Origin of the sequence: Nocardiopsis sp. NPDC007018, from assembly GCF_040635075.1 — a bacterium.
Lineage (GTDB): Bacteria > Actinomycetota > Actinomycetes > Streptosporangiales > Streptosporangiaceae > Nocardiopsis.
On sequence record NZ_JBEYHA010000014.1, the window covers coordinates 55,574 to 75,114 of the forward strand.

17 protein-coding genes are annotated in these 19,541 nt (G+C 72.0%); 8 read left to right on the forward strand and 9 right to left on the reverse strand.

Features of this window, described 5'->3' with window-relative positions:
• Nucleotides 1-263 precede the first annotated feature (263 nt).
• Nucleotides 264-1,373: a hypothetical protein gene (locus ABZ635_RS10355; RefSeq protein WP_357761969.1), complete on the forward strand. Its 1,110-nt coding sequence runs from the start codon at nucleotides 264-266 to the stop codon at nucleotides 1,371-1,373.
• Between the two features lie 157 nt (nucleotides 1,374-1,530).
• Here the strand turns inward: ABZ635_RS10355 and pabB are convergent, their stop codons facing one another.
• Nucleotides 1,531-3,657: an aminodeoxychorismate synthase component I gene (pabB, locus tag ABZ635_RS10360; RefSeq protein WP_357761971.1), complete on the reverse strand. Its 2,127-nt coding sequence runs from the start codon at nucleotides 3,655-3,657 to the stop codon at nucleotides 1,531-1,533.
• Between the two features lie 128 nt (nucleotides 3,658-3,785).
• Between pabB and ABZ635_RS10365 the strand changes: the two genes are divergently transcribed.
• Nucleotides 3,786-4,010, forward strand: coding sequence for an SHOCT domain-containing protein (locus ABZ635_RS10365; RefSeq protein ID WP_357761975.1), 225 nt, complete (start codon nucleotides 3,786-3,788; stop codon nucleotides 4,008-4,010).
• Between the two features lie 444 nt (nucleotides 4,011-4,454).
• The gene (locus tag ABZ635_RS10370; RefSeq protein WP_357761978.1) at nucleotides 4,455-6,122 is read left to right on the forward strand and encodes an ABC-F family ATP-binding cassette domain-containing protein; all 1,668 of its coding nucleotides are present in this window, start codon (nucleotides 4,455-4,457) and stop codon (nucleotides 6,120-6,122) included.
• Nucleotides 6,123-6,144: 22 nt separating this feature from the next.
• Here the strand turns inward: ABZ635_RS10370 and ABZ635_RS10375 are convergent, their stop codons facing one another.
• From ABZ635_RS10375 to ABZ635_RS10400, 6 genes are all read right to left on the reverse strand, one after another.
• Nucleotides 6,145-6,543 (reverse strand): VOC family protein, encoded by a 399-nt coding sequence (locus tag ABZ635_RS10375; RefSeq protein ID WP_357761981.1) that lies wholly within the window; start codon nucleotides 6,541-6,543, stop codon nucleotides 6,145-6,147.
• Between the two features lie 192 nt (nucleotides 6,544-6,735).
• Nucleotides 6,736-8,154, reverse strand: a complete 1,419-nt coding sequence (locus ABZ635_RS10380) for a sugar porter family MFS transporter (protein WP_357761983.1) — start codon at nucleotides 8,152-8,154, stop codon at nucleotides 6,736-6,738.
• Nucleotides 8,155-8,520: 366 nt separating this feature from the next.
• Entirely contained in the window at nucleotides 8,521-9,774 is a 1,254-nt protein-coding gene (locus ABZ635_RS10385; RefSeq protein ID WP_357761986.1) for a YcaO-like family protein, read from the reverse strand.
• Between the two features lie 93 nt (nucleotides 9,775-9,867).
• Complete coding sequence (locus ABZ635_RS10390; RefSeq protein WP_357761989.1) at nucleotides 9,868-9,993, reverse strand: hypothetical protein; 126 nt, start codon at nucleotides 9,991-9,993, stop codon at nucleotides 9,868-9,870.
• A 283-nt stretch (nucleotides 9,994-10,276) separates the two neighbouring features.
• Nucleotides 10,277-10,822, reverse strand: coding sequence for a M23 family metallopeptidase (locus ABZ635_RS10395; protein ID WP_357761992.1), 546 nt, complete (start codon nucleotides 10,820-10,822; stop codon nucleotides 10,277-10,279).
• A 373-nt stretch (nucleotides 10,823-11,195) separates the two neighbouring features.
• Nucleotides 11,196-11,846 carry an HNH endonuclease family protein gene (locus ABZ635_RS10400; RefSeq protein ID WP_357761995.1) on the reverse strand — a complete coding sequence of 217 codons (651 nt, stop codon included), beginning with the start codon at nucleotides 11,844-11,846 and terminating at the stop codon, nucleotides 11,196-11,198.
• Nucleotides 11,847-12,025: 179 nt separating this feature from the next.
• Here ABZ635_RS10400 and ABZ635_RS10405 point away from each other — a divergent pair, with 179 nt between their 5' ends.
• Nucleotides 12,026-12,526, forward strand: coding sequence for a GNAT family N-acetyltransferase (locus ABZ635_RS10405; RefSeq protein WP_357761998.1), 501 nt, complete (start codon nucleotides 12,026-12,028; stop codon nucleotides 12,524-12,526).
• 72 nt (nucleotides 12,527-12,598) lie between these two features.
• Here ABZ635_RS10405 and ABZ635_RS10410 read toward each other — a convergent pair whose 3' ends face one another.
• Nucleotides 12,599-14,359, reverse strand: coding sequence for a hypothetical protein (locus ABZ635_RS10410; protein ID WP_357762001.1), 1,761 nt, complete (start codon nucleotides 14,357-14,359; stop codon nucleotides 12,599-12,601).
• Nucleotides 14,360-14,531: 172 nt separating this feature from the next.
• Between ABZ635_RS10410 and bioB the strand changes: the two genes are divergently transcribed.
• Complete coding sequence (gene bioB / locus ABZ635_RS10415) at nucleotides 14,532-15,605, forward strand: biotin synthase BioB (RefSeq protein WP_357762004.1); 1,074 nt, start codon at nucleotides 14,532-14,534, stop codon at nucleotides 15,603-15,605.
• 72 nt (nucleotides 15,606-15,677) lie between these two features.
• Here bioB and ABZ635_RS10420 read toward each other — a convergent pair whose 3' ends face one another.
• Nucleotides 15,678-16,802 carry an FAD-dependent oxidoreductase gene (locus ABZ635_RS10420; protein WP_357762007.1) on the reverse strand — a complete coding sequence of 375 codons (1,125 nt, stop codon included), beginning with the start codon at nucleotides 16,800-16,802 and terminating at the stop codon, nucleotides 15,678-15,680.
• 144 nt (nucleotides 16,803-16,946) lie between these two features.
• Here ABZ635_RS10420 and ddaH point away from each other — a divergent pair, with 144 nt between their 5' ends.
• The 3 genes from ddaH (at nucleotide 16,947) to ABZ635_RS10435 (ending at nucleotide 19,484) form a co-directional block, all read left to right on the forward strand.
• Complete coding sequence (gene ddaH, locus ABZ635_RS10425; protein ID WP_357762010.1) at nucleotides 16,947-17,744, forward strand: dimethylargininase; 798 nt, start codon at nucleotides 16,947-16,949, stop codon at nucleotides 17,742-17,744.
• 292 nt (nucleotides 17,745-18,036) lie between these two features.
• Nucleotides 18,037-19,029, forward strand: coding sequence for a YafY family protein (locus tag ABZ635_RS10430; protein WP_357762012.1), 993 nt, complete (start codon nucleotides 18,037-18,039; stop codon nucleotides 19,027-19,029).
• A gap of 71 nt (nucleotides 19,030-19,100) precedes the next feature.
• Nucleotides 19,101-19,484 (forward strand): DUF2784 domain-containing protein, encoded by a 384-nt coding sequence (locus tag ABZ635_RS10435; RefSeq protein ID WP_357762015.1) that lies wholly within the window; start codon nucleotides 19,101-19,103, stop codon nucleotides 19,482-19,484.
• Nucleotides 19,485-19,541 lie beyond the last annotated feature (57 nt).

Genomic DNA, 19,541 nt, shown 5'->3' on the forward strand with positions numbered 1-19,541 from the left:
GTCCCGCTGACAGCAACCCCGGACCGTGGGCTCACAAAAGAACCTCAACCCCCATCACCACCCAACCCCACCCCCACCCCCACCCCGCTTCCGAGTACGCGAATCGGGAGCCGTACCCCCAAGTGTCCGAGTGCTGTTCGCAGATTGGTACCTGGCCCTCCCCGCATTGTCGGTTCCTCCGGCATTGTCAGCTGCTCCCGCATTGTCGGTCGCTCCCGATATAACGAGATTGACCGCAGGCCGCGACTGTGAAGAGACTCCCCATGACGCACCCCACCCTGCCCCCGCCCCCCGAGGGTGAGACCGAGCGCGTGCCCGGCGCCCTACTGATCCGGGGTGACTGCGACGATCCCGCTTGGGAGGACGTGCTCTCCCGTATGGGGGATCTGCCCGGCATGGTCGTGCACACTCCCGGACCATCCCTGCCCCCGATTCCCGAGCACGCCCCCACCCTCCCCAACCAGAACCCCACCCTCCCAGCCCAGGCCCCCATCCGCCGACGCCTGCTCGTGGTCCAGGACCCCGCCTGGCGGGGCGTGACCCCCGTGGAGGTGCTGCAAGCTCTTCACAGCGACGACGCCTGGGTTCCCGACCTCGTCCTGGTCGCCGACCGCGGCACCGAGCGCGACGCTCCCCTGCGCCCGCTCGTGGCCTTCCTCCCCGGCGACGACGACTTCGAGCCGTTCCGTGTCACGCCCCGTCAGGCGGCCCTCACCTACCTCGTCACGCATCGCCCCAGCATCGAGGACACCCTGGAGCACCAGAAGGACCGCGGTGGCGTCGAGTCCGAACGCGAACCGGACGAGTCCTACGAGGACTGGTTGGACGCCTCCCCTCACCTGATGCGCGAAGTCCTGGAGACGGCGGGTCAACCGCCCCGCTACCAGCCGCCGACATCGCCTCTGCCCGTGATCACCCAGAACGACTCGGGGCTGCTGGTGCGCACCGACTTCAGTGACGACCGGGCCTGGGCCGCGTTCGCAGCGGACGCGGACCGCCTCGACCCCCGGCACGAGTCCTCCGAGGACTACGCCCCCTACCTACAGATCGTGGACGACCCGGCCTTTGACGGGGCCACCCCCGAGCAGGTGCTGGCGGTGGTCCGCCAGAGCGAGGACGACGAGGAGCCGGGCGAGGAGATCGTGGTGATCGCCGACCGGGCCTCCATGCACGGCCCGGACCGCTCCGCCCTGGTGGTGCCCTTGCAGGACGATGTCGGTTGGTCCTTCCGCCTGCCCCTGGAGGATGTGCGGATCATGGTGATCAATCTCTTCGTCGGCAACAACGACATCGCGGACTGGATGAGTCGGGGCTTGCCGGACGGCCCGGCGGTCATCACGGAGAAGGAGAGGCGAGCCTGGCGGGGCTGGTGACGTTTCGCGGTGTCCCTGCGGGCCAGCGGTCCCGTGCGGTTGCGAGCCCCGGCGCGTCAACAGTGTCCGCGCACGTCAGCGTGCCAGCGGTCCCGTGCTGGCCGACAGGCCCTGGCGCGCCAACAGAGCCCGTGCGCGCCAACAGTGTCCGCGCACGTCAACGGGCTCGGGCGGGGACCCTGGCCTTGAGGAGCATCTCCTCGTACTCCTCCTCGGGGTCGGAGTCCAGCACGATCGCCCCTCCAGCGCCCACGGTGATCCCGCCGTCGGTGCGCACGGCGGTGCGGATGACGATGCTCAGGTCGGCTTCGCCGGTGTGCGAGACGTAGCCCAGCGCCCCCGAGTACACACCCCGTGCGGAGGTTTCCAACCCGTCGATGATCTCCATCGTGCGCAGCTTGGGCGCCCCGGTCATCGATCCCCCGGGGAAGCACGCGCGGACGGCCTCCAGGGTGGAGACGTCCGGGCGCAGCCGACCTCGAATCGTGGAGACGAGCTGGTGCACGGTGGCGTACGACTCTGTGTACATGAAGGCGGGGACCTCCACGCTCCCCACCTCGCAGACGCGCCCGAGGTCGTTGCGGAGTAGGTCCACGATCATGAGGTTCTCGGCGCGGGTCTTGGCGCCGGTGCGCAGTTCGGCGGCGACACGGGCGTCGGTGGCCGGGTCGGGGTGCCGGGGTGCGGTGCCCTTGATGGGGCGGCTCTCGGCGATTCTCTCGGAGTCCACCCGCAGGAAACGTTCGGGTGACGCGCTGAGCACGGTCACGTCCCCCAGGCGCAGGAAGGCGGCGTAGGGGGCGGGGCTGGCGGCGCGGAGGCGGCGGTAGGCGTCCAGGCTGCCGCCGTCGCCGAGGTCGGGCAGGCGCACCCGGTTGGTCAGGCAGATCTCGTAGCTCTCGCCGTCGGCGAGGTGCCCCAGGCACGTCTTGACGTCGTCGGTGTAGGAGTCGCGGGGTCGTTCCAGGTGGCCCGCGAGATCCACGGGTGCCGCGGGTGGAGCGGGGGCGGGCAGAGGAGGGAGGTTCTCCAGGGCCGTGAGGGTCAGCTGGAGCCACGCGTCGGCGTCGGGGAGGTCGTCGGCGCAGACCGCGTAGGTGCGGTTCTCGTGGTGGTCGACGGCGACGAAGCGGTCGCAGCGCATCCACACGGCGTCCGGGGTGGCGGCGGTGTGGGCGCGTTGGGCTCCGCAGTCGGCCTTGAGTTCGTAGCCGAAGTAACCGACGTAACCGCCGGTGAAGTCGAACGGCAGCCCGCCGGTACTGGGACCACCGGTACCAGGACCGCCGGAGCCGGAGTTGGGGCTGGAGGTGTCGCGCGCGTCGCGGGGGTCGCATGTGTGGCGGGTGCCGGGCATGTCGCGCGAGTGACGAGTGTGGCAGGTGCGTCGGTCCAGTGCCTCGAACACGTTCCCGGGTTCGGCGTGGACCCCGCCGGGTCCTTCGACGCGCACGCTCCGGTCGCCGACGTCGTAGGTGAGGGTTTCGGACCCCGCGCCGAGGAAGGAGAACCGGGCCGGGCCCTCGGGGCGGGAACTGTCCAGCCAGAAGGAGTGCTCGGCCCCGGCGTAGAGGTGGGCGAAGGCGCGTTCGGTGTCCACCGCGTAGGGCAGGGTCGCGGAGCGGGGCACGGTGGCGGCGGGTGGTGTCGGCGCCGCCGCGGGCGCCGAGACCCGTGGTGGGGCGAAGACGGCGGTGGTGCCGTGGTGTTCTCTGGCGAGGGAGAGGAAGTTGGCGACCAGCGCGGCTCCGTGTTCGCTGGCCACGGACTCGGGGTGGAACTGCACTCCCCAGCGTGGCAAGTCGCGGTGGCGCAGCGCCATGACCACGCCGTCCTCGGCCCAGGCGGTGGCCTCCAGGGCCGGGGGCAGGGGTTCGGGAACCGCGAGGGAGTGGTACCGCACGGCGGTGAAGTCCTGGGGGACTCCCGTGAAGAGCCCCGTGGCGTGGTGCCGCACCCGGGTCAGGTGGCCGTGGCGGGGCTGGGGGGCGGCGTTCACCCGGGCTCCGGCCACGTGCGCGATGGCCTGGTGGCCCAGGCACACCCCCAGGACGGGCAGGTCGGTGCGGGCGAGGAGTTCGGGGACGCGCCCCAGGTCGCGCGGGTTCTGCGGGCGCCCCGGCCCAGGGGAGACCACGACGGCGTCCAGCTCGGCGGGGTCCAGTTCGGCCCAGCGCCGGTCGTCGTTGGTGAGGACCCGGGGCTCGGCGCCGAGCGCACCGGCGAGGAGCTGGAAGAGGTTGTACGTGTAGGAGTCGTGGTTGTCCACGAGGAGGACGCGCATCCCGCCCCTTCTGTCCCGGCTACCGGATCGCGATGTCCCAGGTTACGGCGTTCTGGGGGGTTCGCGGTGCGTTGGGGTCCTGGCGGCGGCCCCGGTCAGGCGGTAGACAGGGGGCAGGGAGGCACACCGTGAACGTCTTCGTCGCCGTGGTCGCGATCGTGGTTCTGGCGGGCCTGGGCTTCTTCCTCGTGCTCACCGTCACCGAGACCGGGCGACTGCTCCGGCGGCGTCACGAGCCACCGGTGGTCGAGCCAGGGGACGCCGCCACACAGGAGCTGCGCCTGCGCTACGCCCGTGGGGAGATCAGCCGGGAGGAGTACCTCCAGCGCAGGATCGACCTGGAGGAGTTCTGAGACCCGTCCTGAGGCCCGGTCCACGTCCGTGTCCAGCCCTGCGGTTCCAAGGCCCGGTCCACCTCTGGGTCCCGACCTGCGGTTCCAAGGCCCGGTCCACTTCCTGAGACCCGGCCCGGAGTCTCCTGCGTCCCGGCCGCGGCTCTGGGTCCCCAACCCGCGGTTCGAGACCCGGGTCACGTGGAAGAGGTGATTGACTCCTGGCGCCGAGTGGGTACAGTACTCCTCGTCCTGTTGTCTACGAACGAGGTGGACGTTGCGCATCTGAGGTTCGCGATCATCACGCGGTACGGAGCCGGTATCCGGTCTGTCCGACGCGTGTATGGAACCTCGGTGTAGGAGACGTCCCCGGTTCGACCGGGACTCCCACCCCTCCCGGCGCAACGCCGCGTGGTGCTCGCACACGAAGCCCTTTTCCCACTGCTTCTGACTGCGAGAACACCCATGTCAAAGACCAGCACCCCCACGAGTGCCGCCGTCGCCTGCTCCGACCTGGCCTTCCAGTGGAAGGACGGCACCGTCGTGTTCGACGGCCTGTCCCTCACCCTCGGCCGGGGCCGCACCGGACTGGTCGGTACCAACGGCGCTGGCAAGTCCACTCTGCTCCGGCTCCTGGCTGGCCGACTGCGTCCGGCGCGGGGCTCGGTGACCGTCGGCGGGAGTCTGGCGTACCTGCCGCAGAACGTCACGCTCGACACGGGTATGCGTGTCGACGAGGCGATGGGCGTCGCCGACAAGCGCGCCGCCCTGCACGCCATCGAGGGCGGTGACGCCTCCGAACGCCACTTCGAGACGGTCGGTGACGACTGGGACATCGAGGAGCGCACCCTCGCGACCCTGGGTTCGCTGGGGTTGGAGGGGGTCGGCCTGGACCGCAGCGTCGGACAGCTCTCCGGCGGCGAGACGGTCCTGCTGCGCCTGGCCACCGTCCTGTTGGAGCGCCCCGACGTCCTGTTGCTGGACGAGCCCACCAACAACCTGGACCTGTTCGCCCGGCGCAGGCTCTACGAGACCGTGGAGACCTGGCGCTCCGGCTCCCTCGTGGTGGTCAGCCACGACCTGGAGCTCCTGGAGCGGGTGGACCGTATCGCGGAGCTGCGAACCGGCTCGGTGACCGTCTACGGCGGGGGCTGGACGGCCTACCAGGAGGCGCTCGCCGTGCAACAGGAGGCGGCCGAACGTTCCCTGCGCGCGGCCGAGGCCGATGTGCGCCGGCAGAAGAGGGAACTGGAGGAGACCCAGATCAAGCTGGCCCGGCGCCAGCGCACCGCCAAGAAGGCGGCGATCGACGGGGGCATTCCCAAGATCGTCCAGGGCGCGCTCAAGCGCGCCGCCCAGGAGTCGGCGGGCAAGCTCCGGGGCACCCACGAGGACCGGCTCGAGGAGGCGCGCGAACGCCGGGAGGAAGCGGCCGACGCGGTCCGCGACGACGCCGAGATCAGGGTGGACCTGCCGCACACCGAGGTGCCCAACGGCCGTGACGTACTACGGCTGAACGGGGTGCGTCCCCGGTTCGGGCGTCTGGTCTCGGGTGACCTGTTGGTGCGCGGACCGGAGCGGATCGCCCTGGTGGGGCGCAACGGCGCGGGCAAGACCACGCTGTTGCGCGCCGTGGCGGGTCAGGAGGCCCCGGTGGAGGGTGAGGTCGAGGTGTCCGTGCCCGTGCGGTTCCTGCCGCAGCGGCTGGACGTGCTGGACGAGTCCCTCAGTGTCGCGGAGAACGTGTCGAACGCGGCTCCGGGTGTGAGCGCCCAGCACATCCGCTCCCAGCTGGCACGGTTCCTGTTCAAGGGGAACCGCGCCGCGCAGGTCGCGGGAACGTTGTCCGGGGGTGAGCGCTTCCGGGCGGCGCTGGCGGCGACGATGCTGGCCTCCCCGGCGCCGCAGCTGCTGATGCTGGACGAGCCCACGAACAACCTGGACCTGGCCAGTGCCCGGCAGCTGACCCACGCCCTGGAGGCGTACCGGGGGGCGCTGCTGGTCGCCAGCCACGACCTGCGGTTCCTGGAGTCGGTGGGGATCACCCGCTGGCTGCTGCTCGACGAGGAGCTGCGGGAGACCACCGCCGAGGAGGTGCGCGAGCTGTTCACCGGCGCACCGTCCGGGCGGTGACCGTCGCCTGGGCGTCCGTGCCTCAGGGCGCGGGCGCCCCGCGGTAGGTGCCGAACGACCAGAGGTTGCCCTCGGGGTCGCGTACCCCGAACTCGCGGGAACCGTAGTCGGTGTCGGCGAGCGGTCGGATGATGTCGGCGCCGCGTGACGTCACCCGCGCGTACAGGGCGTCCGGGTCGGCGGTGACCACGTAGGTCCCCGCCGTCCCGGGCTGGCGTGTCCACGGGTTGCCTGGGCGGTGGGTGCCGAGCATGAGGCCTCCGCTGCCCTCGGGCCACAACAGTTCGGCGTGGGCGACGGTGTCGCCGTCGTTGTGGCGTGCCGTGAGGACGAAGCCGAAGGTCTCGACGTAGTAGTCGATCAGTGCGGGTGCGTCCACGGCCTGGAGCGTGCTCCAGACGGTGGGGTTCGTGTCACTCATGGGTTCCCTTCACTGGTCGGTGGCCGTACCGGGTGTCGCGAAGCCCCGGGGTCGGCCGGGGTTTCGGGGAGGTCCCGCCGAGAGGCGGACGCCTCCCCCGTTCGGCGCCCGGTCGCGGTGCCCGGTCGCGGTGGACGGCTCCCCCACCCCGTGGGGCCGGACCGGGCGCGTTGTCGGGCGCCGCCGTCGGGGTCAGCCCCGCATCTCCTCCAGGGTCTTGCCCTTGGTCTCCTTGACGAACTTGAGCACGAAGAAGAACGACAGCAGCGCGAAGCCCGCGTAGATCGTGTAGGAACCGGGCAGGCTCCAGTCCCGCAGACTGGGGAAGCTCACGGTGATCAGCCAGTTGGCCAGCCACTGGGTGGCGGTCGCCACGCCCATCGCGGCGGCGCGGATGCGCAGCGGGAACATCTCCCCCAGCAGCACCCACACGACCGCGCCCCAGGACAGGGCGAAGAACAGGACGAACGAGCTGGCCGCGACCAGTGCGACGACGCCCCACCCGAAGGGCAGCACGACGTTGTCGCCCGTTCCGGTGGCGTGGCCGAAGGCGAAGGCGGCCAGGCCCAGAGCCACGGTCATCCCGGCCGAACCGGCGAGCAGAAGCGGTTTGCGCCCCACCCGGTCGACCAGCATGATCGCGATCACCGTGCCCACGATGTTGACCAGGGAGGTGAACAGGCTCAACAGCAGTGAGTCGGTCTCGGCGACGCCCACGGACTGCCACAGCGAGCTGGAGTAGTAGAAGATGACGTTGATGCCCACGAGCTGTTGGAAGGCGGAGACCGCCATGCCGATCCACACGATCGGCAGCAGGCCGTACTTCCCGGTGAGGTCACGGAGCCGCGGTCGCACCTCCGAGCCCAGGGCCTCCTTGATCTCGCTGATCCGGCGGTCGATCCGGGCTGTTCCGCCGCCCTCCACGTCGCTCAGGATGCTTCGGGCATGGTCCACGCGCCCCACCCGCACCAGGTACCGGGGCGACTCGGGGATGACCAGGCTCAGCCCCAGGTAGACCAGGGCGGGCAGTGCCTCCACGGCCAGCATCCACTGCCAGGCCTGTACCGGCCCGAGCATGTTGTGGGCGCTGCCGTCGGCTTCCTGGGCGATGGCGTAGTTGACCAGCTGGGAACAGGCGATGCCCAGCACGATGGCCAGCTGTTGCAGCGAGGCCAGGCGTCCTCGGTAGGCGGCGGGCGAGACCTCCGCGATGTAGGTCGGCGCGATCACCGAGGCCATGCCGATCGCGACGCCGCCGATGACGCGCCAGAAGGTGAGGTCCCAGATGGAGAACGGCAGCGCAGAACCGATGGCGCTCACCGCGAACAGCACACCGGCGATCTGCATGGCCCGGATGCGGCCGAGCCGGTCGGCGAGGGTGCCCGCCGTGGCCGCGCCGACCACGCACCCGAGCAGGGCGGAGGCCACGGTGAACCCCAGGACCCCGGTGCCCACTCCGAACTTCTGTTGGATGGCGTCGACGGCGCCGTTGATCACGGCGCTGTCGTAGCCGAACAGGAACCCGCCCATCGCGGCGGCCGCCGCGATCATGGTCACGTGGGCCAGGTGTGAGTCCCCGGCCCCCGACGACGATGTTCTGGCATCGCTCACGTCTGCCTCTTCCCAGGTCACGGGCGCACATGGGTAGTGCGCGCGTGACCCAGGGTGACAGAACCGGGCCCTTCGGTCCCGTACCGCAACGCGACGCGACCCCGCGTCAGGCCGCCCCCGAACGCGGACGAAAGCACCCCGCCGCCTGCCGCGTCTCCCAGATATCTCCCAAATCCCTCCCCCGTATCCGAGCGGGAGACCACCGACGAACCCCCCGGGAGAACGTCGGTCTCTCCGCCTCGCCAAGGCGGCAAGTGAGAAGAACGAGAACTCCGCCCCGGCGAGCGAGGTCACTGCGGCCACCGAAGAGAGCGTGAGCCTGTGGCTCCGCCACGGCCAGAAGCGCTCCCCGGTGACGGTCGAGCCTCAGTTCGCCGCCCGGGTCATGTGCGCGCGGCCTCGCGCACCAGGGACCACGCACTGGCCGCTGGTGACGGCGAAGAAGCGTTCCAGGCCGGGCACGCACACCGAGACCGTGCTCACCCTGTTGGCGGCCTCGTGGAGGATGCGTCCGTAGGGGCGATGCCCGTGGGCGGTGAGCACGCGCACCAACTCGGCCAGGTGCCCGGCAGGGGACGCGGGCGCGGTGGTGGCGGTGAAGGCGAGCACTCTCGCAGAGCTCAGGTGGGGGGTGAAATCGGCCCGGCCGGCGCGCAGGAGAGCGGGGTGGCGGGCCAGCGCGGCCACATCCGGGGGCGGGTGCTCCTCGTGTTCGAAGATCGCGAGGACCTGCACGAACTCCTCCAACGCACGGCGGGCGGCGTGTGTGGCGCACAGGGAGGCGCCGTACCCGGCCATGGGGTGGCCCTGTTGGGCGGGGGCGTAGGCGTGGAACGCCGGTATGCCGAGGTCGGTGGTCATCTCCAGCAGCCACACCGCGCCGCCGGAGCGGTCCTGGGCTCGGGTGTGGAGCTGACGCAGGCCCTCGGGCAGGGTCGTCGGGTCCACCACGCGCAGGGGCGCTGGATGTGGGCTCAGGAAGGTGGAGCAGAGCAGCATCGAGAGGGCGTCACGTTCGACGGTCTCGGCCAGGGCGTGCACGAAGGCTTCGATGTCGGTGGCGCCGATGGCGGTCCCGTTGTTGGTGCTGTAGCGCCCCACGGTCGAGTAGTCGAAGGTGTCGCCCAGGGCACGGCGCTGGTGGGGGGACGCGGAGAGGTAGGAGGGGGTGTGCAGGTACACCGGCACGTCCATACTGGCGCCGGAGTCGTCCAGCGCGGTGTGGGTGCGGCAGGCCAGGGGCGCGGGCGGGGCCAGGGCTAGGGGGCGTATCGCGGGGTCGGTGGCCAGTTCCTCGGACGCGAGCTCCTGGGGGCAGCGCAGCACCAGGTGTTCGGCGGTGATGGCGTGGGCGTCGCTGTGGTGGTGTTCCAGGGCTTCGAAGAGCGCGCCCACGCGGGCTTGCTCGCTTTCGCCCTTGCCCGCCCCGACACCGGCCGGGGCGAGGGTGTCGTCGAAGCGGTGCAGGTGGCAGCGCCAGGCGCCGTCCAGGTCGCGCAGTCGGGCGTGCAGTCCGGCCTGGGCGAGGGTCTGCTCGGCGAGCTCGCGGGCCCGGGTCAGGGAGAAGCTGCGCTCTCCGGCTTGACGGGTGCGGTGTGCCGGGCTGGAGGTCGTGGTCATCGAGGGGCCCGGTGGGGGCAGTGCCTTTCTGGTCGGGTCGGGCACCGGGGTCCGGGGCGTTCCGCCGAAAGACGGTGCCGCCCCGGACGTCGACTAGTCCTGCGCGTCGGTTTCCGGAGTCGACTGGGCCTGTTCGACCTGCTGGAGTTCCTGCTCCTCCAGGTCCGTCAGACGGTTGTGGGGACCGCCGCCGACTGATTCCCACGTTCGGATACCCATTGTTGCCATCCCCGTTCACTCGGTCGCCATTCTGGCGTGGAGGGGAATACCCCTGCCTCCCTGGGACACAAACACGGCCGAGTGGTATCAGGGGAATATGATGTTTGCGTGAAAGGGCGGCGAATATGGTGGCCTGGGCATAACCTTTTTGCCCCGCCGCCCTCCGCCCGCCGCGTCACCATGTCTTCCATGCGCCATCGCCCGTCCGGCCGCCCGCGTGCCCGCGGAACGACGAACGGGCGGCGCGGACCCTGGGGACCCGCGCCGCCCGTGAACCGGGACGTCAGCAGCCGGTGCTGCTGGTGATGGTGGTGTTGCCGTAGTAGCGGATGGCCACGCCGTTGAGGACCGCGCGGACCACGGTGCCGTTGACGCGCTGTTCGTAGTGCAGGTGCGGGCCGGTCGAGCCGCCGGTGCTGCCGACCTTGCCGATGACGGTGCCGGTGCTCACCCGGGTACCGACCGAGACCGACTGGGAGTTGAGGTGCGCGTACAGGGTCGTCACGCCGCTGCCGTGGTCGACCACGATGTACTTGCCGTAGCTGGTGTTGCCCCGGTCGGCGACCGTGGTCACGGTGCCGGCGGCGCTGGAGCGCACGTTCTGGTTGAGGGCGGGCGAGCGCTGGAAGTCGACCGCGAGCTGCGGGTTGTGGTTGGTGCGGGTGTTGGCGTTCCACACCTGGCCGCAGTCGAAGGGTGTGCGCAGGTTGACGGAGGCGAGCGCCTGTTCGCTCGCCCCGGCGCCGACCGGGAGGAGGACGACGGTGAGCAGCGCCGCGGACAGCAGGGCGCCCAGACGTCGGAAGAGGGTGAAGCGGGGGAGTTTCACGGGGGTCCCTTCCTCGCGGAAACGGGGGTGCGAGAACTACCCGGGCTCGATACCCGCGCGGGCGACCGCACTCACGAGCCGCCGTCGTCTTCGCCCTCTTTCTCGGCGACCGGCCCGGGCGCTGACCGGGTGGCCCGGATCGACCGGGGAGGGAAGGGGAGATGACCTCGGAGGTCTCGCCCTCTCGGTTCGTGGAAACCCGCCGAAAGGCCTGTTCGCATTAGGACACGGGCATTCACGGAACAAGCCCCACCGCCCCCACGAGCCACCGGAGACGTACGCACGAACCGGAATCCGGGCAGGACCGAAAACGGTACGGACACACGACGCGGGCCCCGGATTCCCCGGGGCCCGCGTCAGAGGCGTGTCAGGGTCAGGGGGCCGGGGTGGTCTCCACGACCGCGTCCGGGCAGTCCCGCGCCACGGTGTTCAGTGCCTCGCGCTCGGCCTCGTCCACGGTCAGGCCCCAGCGGGTCTTCACGGTGGTCCACTCCGTGACGTACCGGCAGTGCGCGTCGGCCGCCGGCGGCAGCCACTGCGACGGGTCCTTGTCCGCCTTGGAACGGTTGGACGACGCGCTGACCGCGACGAGCGCGACCGGCTCGTCCAGGTCGTTGGCGTAGGCCTGGCGGCGCTGGGTGCTCCACTGCGAGGCGCCGGAGTCCCAAGCCTCGGCCAGCGGCACCATGTGGTCGATGTCCAGGGCCCGGGCCTCGGTGAAGGTGCGGTCGTCGTAGTAGGAGTACCACTCACCACCGCTCAGGCGGCAGCGCTCGCCGACCTCGGGAGCGGTGACGGCCTCCTCCAGGAGCACCTCCGCCCGGGTGTTGCAGCCGTTCCGGTCGGCGTCCGTCCAGTGCGGGAAGAGGCTTCGGTCGTAGCCCTCGCGCGACTCCTCGGCCACGGGGAGGGCCTCGATCGCCTCGGTCAGGGGCGTGGGGGCCTCGGCGTGCGCTGTGGAGGGCGCCAGCAGGAACACGGCGGCGAACGGGAGGGCGGCGAGGACGGCCGGGCTTCGGAGCATGCGATCGGACCTTTCGTTGGGAGTCACCGAACGTGATGATCGTGGGTGGGTGCTCGCGGGGCAATCCGACACCCCGCACACGCGGTGGTGTCGGAAATCCCAGGGCTGAGGGCTATTGGGGCGAAATCACCGCACGACGGATCGAAGGTGAACCACCGACCGGCCGATACTCTGGGTGCATGATCGTCCGGAGCGCCACCGGTGACGACGGGCCCGCGATCAGCGATCTCATGATCCGGGCCGCACCGCACTTCGACACCAAGGGCTACCCCGATCGGCTGCTGCCTCCCGGAATGGTGGTCCTGGTCGCGGAGGAGGCGGGCCGGGTGGTGGGCTGGCTGGAGGCGGTTCTCGACTGGGCCTACACCGGACCCGGCGCGCCCGCTCCCCCGCCGCACGGGTACGTGCTCGCCGTCGTCGTGGACCCCGCGTGGCGTCGGCGCGGGATCGGGTGCGCCCTGCTGGACCGGTACGTGCGCGAGGCGCGTGAGAACGGGGTCCGGTGGGTGTTCCTGCTTCCGGAGGGCGGTGAGGGGACGCAGGGCAGGCTGGCGTTCTTCCGCGCCGCCGGGTTCACCCCGCTACCGGCCACCGGCGACCCCCTGCCGCCCATGGGGCGCTGGACGTGCCCGGAGCGGGACCCGCGCCGTCCGTCGCCCAGGAGACGTCCTCCGACGTGAGCGGGCGGCGCCGTCGTGGCCCCGTTGCCCCGGCAGGGGTGCGCACCGGTTCGGGCGGCCCCGGTCGGTCCCTCAGCCGAGGGCCGCGACCAGCCCGTCCCCCGCCGGTGTCAGGAGAAGGACCGAGCCCGGGACCGCCAGCGGCAGGGGCGCGCCCTTCAGTTCCATGCGCGTCAGGGCGGGGGAGGTGACCTCGTGGTGCGGGCTGCCGCCCCATGGGTGCACCAGGACGGTGGCGCCGTCCACCGCGTGCACCACCGCGTCGGTCAGGGGTTCGGTGTGGGCCGCGGGCGGTGGCCGCTCCAGCGCCACCGGAGCGGTCTCCCGCAGCAGGCGCCCGTCCCAGGCGCGTTCCTCGAACCACACCCGCACGTCCTCCGGCGCGACCTCGGATCGCGTGCCCTCCGTGCCCGGCGTCCACACGGTGTTCACGTAGGAGTCCGCGCCGAAGTCGACCAGGACACGTCCCCCATGCACCGTCGCCCCCTCCAGCGGTTCCCCCTCGCCCGGTGCGGTGCCGTCCCCCGGGTGCAGGACCGTGCCGTCCGCCGCGTCCACGTAGGGGCCACCCTCGAAGGCGACGGCGTCACCGGCCCAGGAGCCGGTGTGCGGTGTCGGCCCGAGGGAGACCGCGGTGACCGGTACGGGAAGATCCACCCCTCCGCCCGCGCGGAGTTCCGTTCCCGGGCCCGGGTGGTCGACGCTCCACAGCCGCTCACCGGTCGTGGAGTCCAGACCCACCAGCCGGGGCGCTGCCCGGACATCGCCCTCCAGGGGGTCGGTCAGGCCCTCCGCGCACAACAGCGCGACCACGACGGTGTCGCCGACGGCCACCACGCCCTCGTCGTCCAGCCGTTCCCGGCCGCCCGCCCGGGGTAGGCACCCCTCCTCTCCCCCGTACTCCCAGAGCGCGTCACCGGGATGCGCTCCGAGCTGCCGGACCAGTGCCTCCCCGGAGCTGTCGGCGACGGGGCGACCGCTGCCCGGCGGTGGGACCACGGGCTCGCCCGTCCGGGTGTCCAGGGTCAGGAAGGCCTCCCGGCCGGGCAGCAGCACGTCCACGATCTCGCCTCCGGCCCGCACCACGACCTCCGGCGGCTCCCCGCCTGACGTGTAGGACCAGGTCGTCACGTTCGAGCTCCGGTTCACCCCGAACACCCTGTCCTCCGCCACCTCGAGCACGCCGTGGGCGGTGGGGTGGAGGGCGGACGCGCGCCCCGGGTACGGGGGCTGTGTCCAGACCACCTGACCGACGGTGCCGGGCACGGGGGCCTCACCGCCGGTTCCCGCGGACTCGTGCCCGTAGGGGAGGAGGGTACCCACCGCGAGCCCGACGACCAGGGTCGCCGCCAGTACGTTCGCCGTCCCGCCCAGGATCGTCCGCCCGGACGCGGTCGGAGGGTGCCCACCGACCACCAGAACGAGGAGAGCGGCGGCCAGCGCCACCCAGGAGGCCGTCAGCCACGCCGCGGCGCCCGGAGCGGACCACACGGGCAACAGCAGGGCGCGCCCCACCACCACGGCACCGTTCAGCGACACCACGAACAGGACCAGGGCCGCCACCCGGGTGAGCGGCCCGAGGATTCCCAGCTCTGCGGGGCCGAGCCCGCGCGCAGCGCGAGCTCCCCCGAGCGAGACGCCCAGCGTGAACAGCGAGGACGCGGCCAGGGCCGCCACCCACACGCGATCCGCGCCGTGCACGAACCGGCCCGCGTCCAGGAACACTCCGACCAGCAACAGCACCGGTGCCAGGACGAGCAGGCCCGTGCCCAGGAGGCGCACCGGGGACGACCAGGGGGCGCCGGTCGGCGCCGGGGAGGGGAGTTCTCGCATGGGCGGTACCGTAGCGGCGGTCACGCCGTCCGGACGCGTGCTGACCGTATCCGGACACCCCGCTGCCGGAGCCCCGGGCCGCGACGCGTGCGGAGCGGCACAAGACTCACGGCGGATTCTTGGCGGGTTCGGGCACTGCGCGCACCCGCGTCCAGCCCCCAGGATCGTGCCCGTGACGACATTCCACGCTCGCCTGCACGCACTCTCCGACAAGGCCCTCCGGCGCGAGGCCCCCACCCGCGACGAACTCCTGGAGGTGTTGACCGGCTCCGACGACGACCTGATGGACCTGGTGGCCGCCGCCTCACGGGTCCGCCGTCGCTACTTCGGCCGCCGCGTCAAGCTCAACTACCTCGTCAACATGAAGAGCGGCCTGTGCCCCGAGGACTGCACCTACTGCTCCCAACGCCTGGGGTCCCGGGCCGAGATCGTCAAGTACACCTGGCTCAAACCCGACCAGACCCGTGAGGCCGTCGCGCACGGTGTACGGGCCGGGGCCAGCCGGGTGTGCCTGGTGGCCAGCGGGCGCGGGCCCACCGACCGCGACGTGGACCGCCTCGCCCCGGCGGTGGCCGGGATCAAGGAACAGCACCCCGGGGTCGAGGTGTGCGCCTGCCTCGGTCTGCTCTCGGAGGGTCAGGCCGACCGGCTCCGCGACGCCGGGGTCGACGCCTACAACCACAACCTCAACACCTCGCGGGAACGCTACTCCGACATCTGCACCACGCACGAGTTCGCCGACCGGGTCGACACGGTCGAACGGGCCAAGCACGCGGGGCTGTCGCCCTGCTCCGGGCTGATCGCGGGTATGAAGGAGTCCGACGACGACCTCGTCGACGCCCTGTTCGCCCTGCGTGACCTGGGCCCGGACTCGGTGCCGGTCAACTTCCTCATGCCGTTCGACGGTACGCCCCTGGAGGGCACGTGGGAGCTGACCCCGCAGCGCTGCCTGCGCGTCCTGGCCGCCACCCGGTTCGTCTTCCCCGACGTGGAGGTGCGGCTGGCCGGGGGGCGCGAGATCCACCTGCGCTCCCTCCAACCGCTGGCGCTGCACATCGCCAACTCGATCTTCCTCGGCGACTACCTCACCAGCGAGGGGCAGGCGGGCCGCGACGACCTGGAGATGATCGCCGACGCCGGGTTCGTCGTGCAGGGCGCGGGCGAGCCCACCCTCCCGGCCGAGCGCCACGACCTCCTGCGCGCCCGCAGGCGGGGCGCGGGAACGGATCTGCCTCCCAACGCCTGACCAGAGCGCGACCCACCGGTGCGGTGCGGGACCGGGACCCCCCGGGCGCCGCCCCGGTGCCCCGCCCGGGGTTCAGGCCACAGAGGGGTGCTGGGGGCGGTCGGGGACGAACGCGGACAGGTCCGGCCCCGGGCCCTCCCCCATCGCCAGGCGGGCCGCCACCACCCCCTGGAACGGGCCGAAGGTGAGCCCCTGCGACCCCAGCCCCGTGGCGACCAGCACACCGGGCAGCCGTTCCACGGGCCCGAGCAGCTGCTGGCCGTCGTGAGTGCCGGGCCTGAACCCCACGCGGGTCTCCACCACGCTGGCCTCGGCCAGCTCCGGGAGGAGCTCCAGCGCCGACGACAGGTTGTGCAGCAGGCCGGAGGCGGTCACCCTGCGGTCGAACCCCGCCTCGGGCTCACTGGTGGCACCGGTGACCACCCGGTCGGGGCCGAAGGCGCTCACGTAGTGGTCGAGTTCGCCGAACCGCACCACCGGCCAGGGGCGGGTGTCCCGCCCCGGGAGCGCGAAGTGGGTCACCTGTCCGCGTACCGGGCGCACCCCCAGGTCGACCCCGGCCACGGACAACAGCCCCGCCGACCACGCCCCGGCGGCCACGATCACCGTCGGGGCTTCCAGGTCCTCCGTGCCCACCCGGACCCCGGTGACCCTGTGGCCGTTCCACAGCAGCCGGGAGTCGCCCTTGTAGTAGCGGAGTCCCCGCTCCCCGGCGGCGTCGAACAGGGCGGACCGCACCCGGCGCCCGTCGATCCGGGCCATGCCCTCCACCCGCACCCCCGAGTAGGCTTCGGGCAACAGGGGGAAGAGGTCTCTGGGCTCCCCCTCGGACAGCCGTTCCACACGGCCCATGGTGGCGAACTCGGGTCGTTGGGAGAGCGTGCTGAGCAGTTCGTACCCGGAGTCCCCGCCCTCGCGGTCCACGGACAGGCCGCCGACCACCTCGTACCCGGTGCTCTGCCCGTCCTCGGCCAGCTCCGCCATGAGCTCGGGGTAGTGCGCGGCGGCGCGGGCCTTGAAGTCCCACACCGGCGGCGCGTCCCAGGGGAACGGCCACGGGAACACGACCCCCGTCCCGGCCGCCGTGGCCTGCCCCAGGTGGGAGGCGTCCACCAGCGCGGTGGACACCCCCTTCTTCGTCAGGTGGAAAGCCGCGCTGGCCCCCACGATCCCGCCGCCGACAACGATCACGTCCATATGTCCACCCTGCCCTGACCTGCGCCGACGAACAAGCCGTTCGGTCCGCGTGCCGGTCCTCCAAACGGGGTAGGGAGTGGCGATACGCTGCGGCTCCCCTCATGGGAGCCCGGCCTCCCGGTCCCCTGATCCCCTGGAGTTCGCATGGACGGTTTCAGCACCTTCGGCGTCGCCCTGATGCGCCGACCCGGTCCCCGACTGGCCGACGGCATCGTCACCCATGTCGCCCGTACCCCGGTCGACCCGGTGTTGGCGGCCCGCCAGTACACGATCTATCAGGAGACGCTGGCCTCGGCCGGGTGGCGTGTGCACGAGGTGGACGCGGCGCCCGACCTCCCGGACTCGGTGTTCGTGGAGGACCCCCTGGTGGTGTGTGAGGACCTGGCCGTCCTGACCCGGCCGGGGGCGAAGGCGCGCCGGGGCGAGGTCGAGGGTGTGGAGGCCACGGTCCGCGCCCTGGGACTGCGGGTGGTACGGATCGAGGAGCCCGGGACCCTCGACGGAGGCGACGTCCTCCAGGTCGGGGAGGACGTGTACGTCGGGATCGGGGAGCGCACCGACGAGGAGGGCGCCCGGCAGCTCGAACGCCACCTGGCGCCGCTGGGCCGCAAGGTCCGCCGGGTACGGCTGGGGCGGGCCCTGCACCTGAAGTCGGCGGTGACGGCCCTGCCGGACGGCACCCTGGTGGGCCTGCCCGAGCTGGTGGACACCGCCGCGCTGCCGCCGGTGCGCCCCGTCGCCGAGGAGCCCGGAGCGCACGTGCTGCCCCTGGGCGGCCGCGACGTGCTGGTCAGCGCCGCCGCCCACGAGACCATCCACCAGTTGGCCGCCGACCACTGGCGGGTACTGCCGGTCGACATCTCCGAGTTCGAGAAGTTGGAGGCCTGCGTCACCTGCCTGAGCGTGCTGGTTCCCGACCGCCTCGCACCGACGGCCACCTGACCGGGGCCGGACCGCACCCGCGCGGAGCCCTGCCCCGGTCACCGTCCGGGGCGGGTCGCGGAAGGTGCGGAGGTAGGTGTCGTGCGGGACCTGGGTGACGCCGACGAATCCGGGTCCCAGCTCCCGCAGCGCGTGGAGCAGGCACCCCTTGTCGAGCCCCTGGAACGAATCGGAGACGACCGTGCCGCCCACGACCCCGAGCGCGTCCACCCGCCGCCGGTACCGGGGCGCGGGGAACCCGGGCCGGAGTGGAGGACGGAAACCGACCTCCACTCCTGTCACACTCGGGGGCATGAAGTCGACTTCGGCCCGGCTGCTCCAGCTCCTGTCCCTCCTCCAGACCCGCAAGGACTGGCCGGGAGCCGACCTCGCCGATCGGTTGGGGGTCAGCCCCCGCACCGTTCGCCGCGACGTGGAGCGCCTGCGCGATCTCGGGTATCCGATCGAGGCGACCATGGGCACCGGTGGGGGCTACCAGCTGGGGGCGGGCGCCGCGCTGCCTCCGCTCCTCCTGGACGACGACGAGGCGGTGGCGGTCGCGGTCGGGCTGCGCACCGCCGCGCAGGGCGGTGTCTCCGGGATCGAGGAGACCTCGGTGCGGGCCCTGGCCAAACTCCTCCAGGTGTTGCCCTCCCGGCTGAGGCGCCGCGTGGACGCGCTGGGCACCTTCACCGTGCCGATGCCGGGCGAGGGCCCCACGGTCGACTCGCGGACCCTCACACTCGTGGCGGCGGCGTGCCGCGACAGCGAGGTGCTGCGCTTCGACTACGAGCGCCACGACGGCACGACCGCGCGCCGGACCGCGGAGCCGCACCGGCTGGTCTCCCGGGGGCGGCGCTGGTACCTCGTGGCCTGGGACACCGGCCGCGACGACTGGCGCACCTTCCGGGTCGACCGCATGCGCCCGCTCACCCCCACGGGTCCGCGGGTGCCCCCTCGTGAGGCACCCGAGGGCGGTGTGGCCGGGTACCTGGCCGACCGCATGAGCCTGCACATGTGGCCGATCAAGGCGCGGGTGCGGCTGGGTGTGTCCGCCGAGACCGCCATGGAGGGCCCGGCGGCTCGCCACGGCGTCGTCGAGGCGGTGGACGAGCACTCCTGCGTCCTGCTGTGCGCGGGCGAGGACCTGGTCGGCATGGCCTGTTACCTGGCCATGCTCGACGTCGACATGTGGGTCGAGGAGCCCGTGGAGCTGCGTGAGGAGATGGTCCGGTTGGGCGACCGCCTCACGCGTACGGGAGCCCGTGGGCGCCCGGTCCGGGAGGGCGGCGGCCCGGGCGCATGAGTACGGGTGCTCACCGGTGGTGGGTACCCGCACCGATGTCCGGCGGTCCCCTTCCGGCCTAGGTTCGCGGTATGCCCCTCCTGATCGGCCACACCGCGATGGTCCTCCACTACCTGTTCTTCGCCTACGTCGTTCTCGGCGGCTTCCTCGCCTGGAGGTGGCCGCGGCTGTTCTGGCCGCACCTGCTGGTGGCCGTCTACGCGCTGGGGATCGTCATCGTCGGGTGGTCGTGCTTCCTCACCGAGGTCGAGAACTGGTCGCGGGAGCGGACCGGGCGCGCGGTGATGGAGAACGGGTTCATCGACTTCCACATCACGGGCGTCCTGTACCCGGCGCAGTACCTGGTGGCCTCGCGGTTCGTGATCGCGGGCGTGATCGGCTGCGCCTACGCGGGGGTCGCGTGGAACCGGTACCGGCGGCGGTCGGGCGTCTCCCCTGTCCCGGTGTCCGGGTAGTCCCGGGAACCTCCAGTTGGGTCAAGTCGGCCCGAGAACGCCACAAAGCCGCTACGT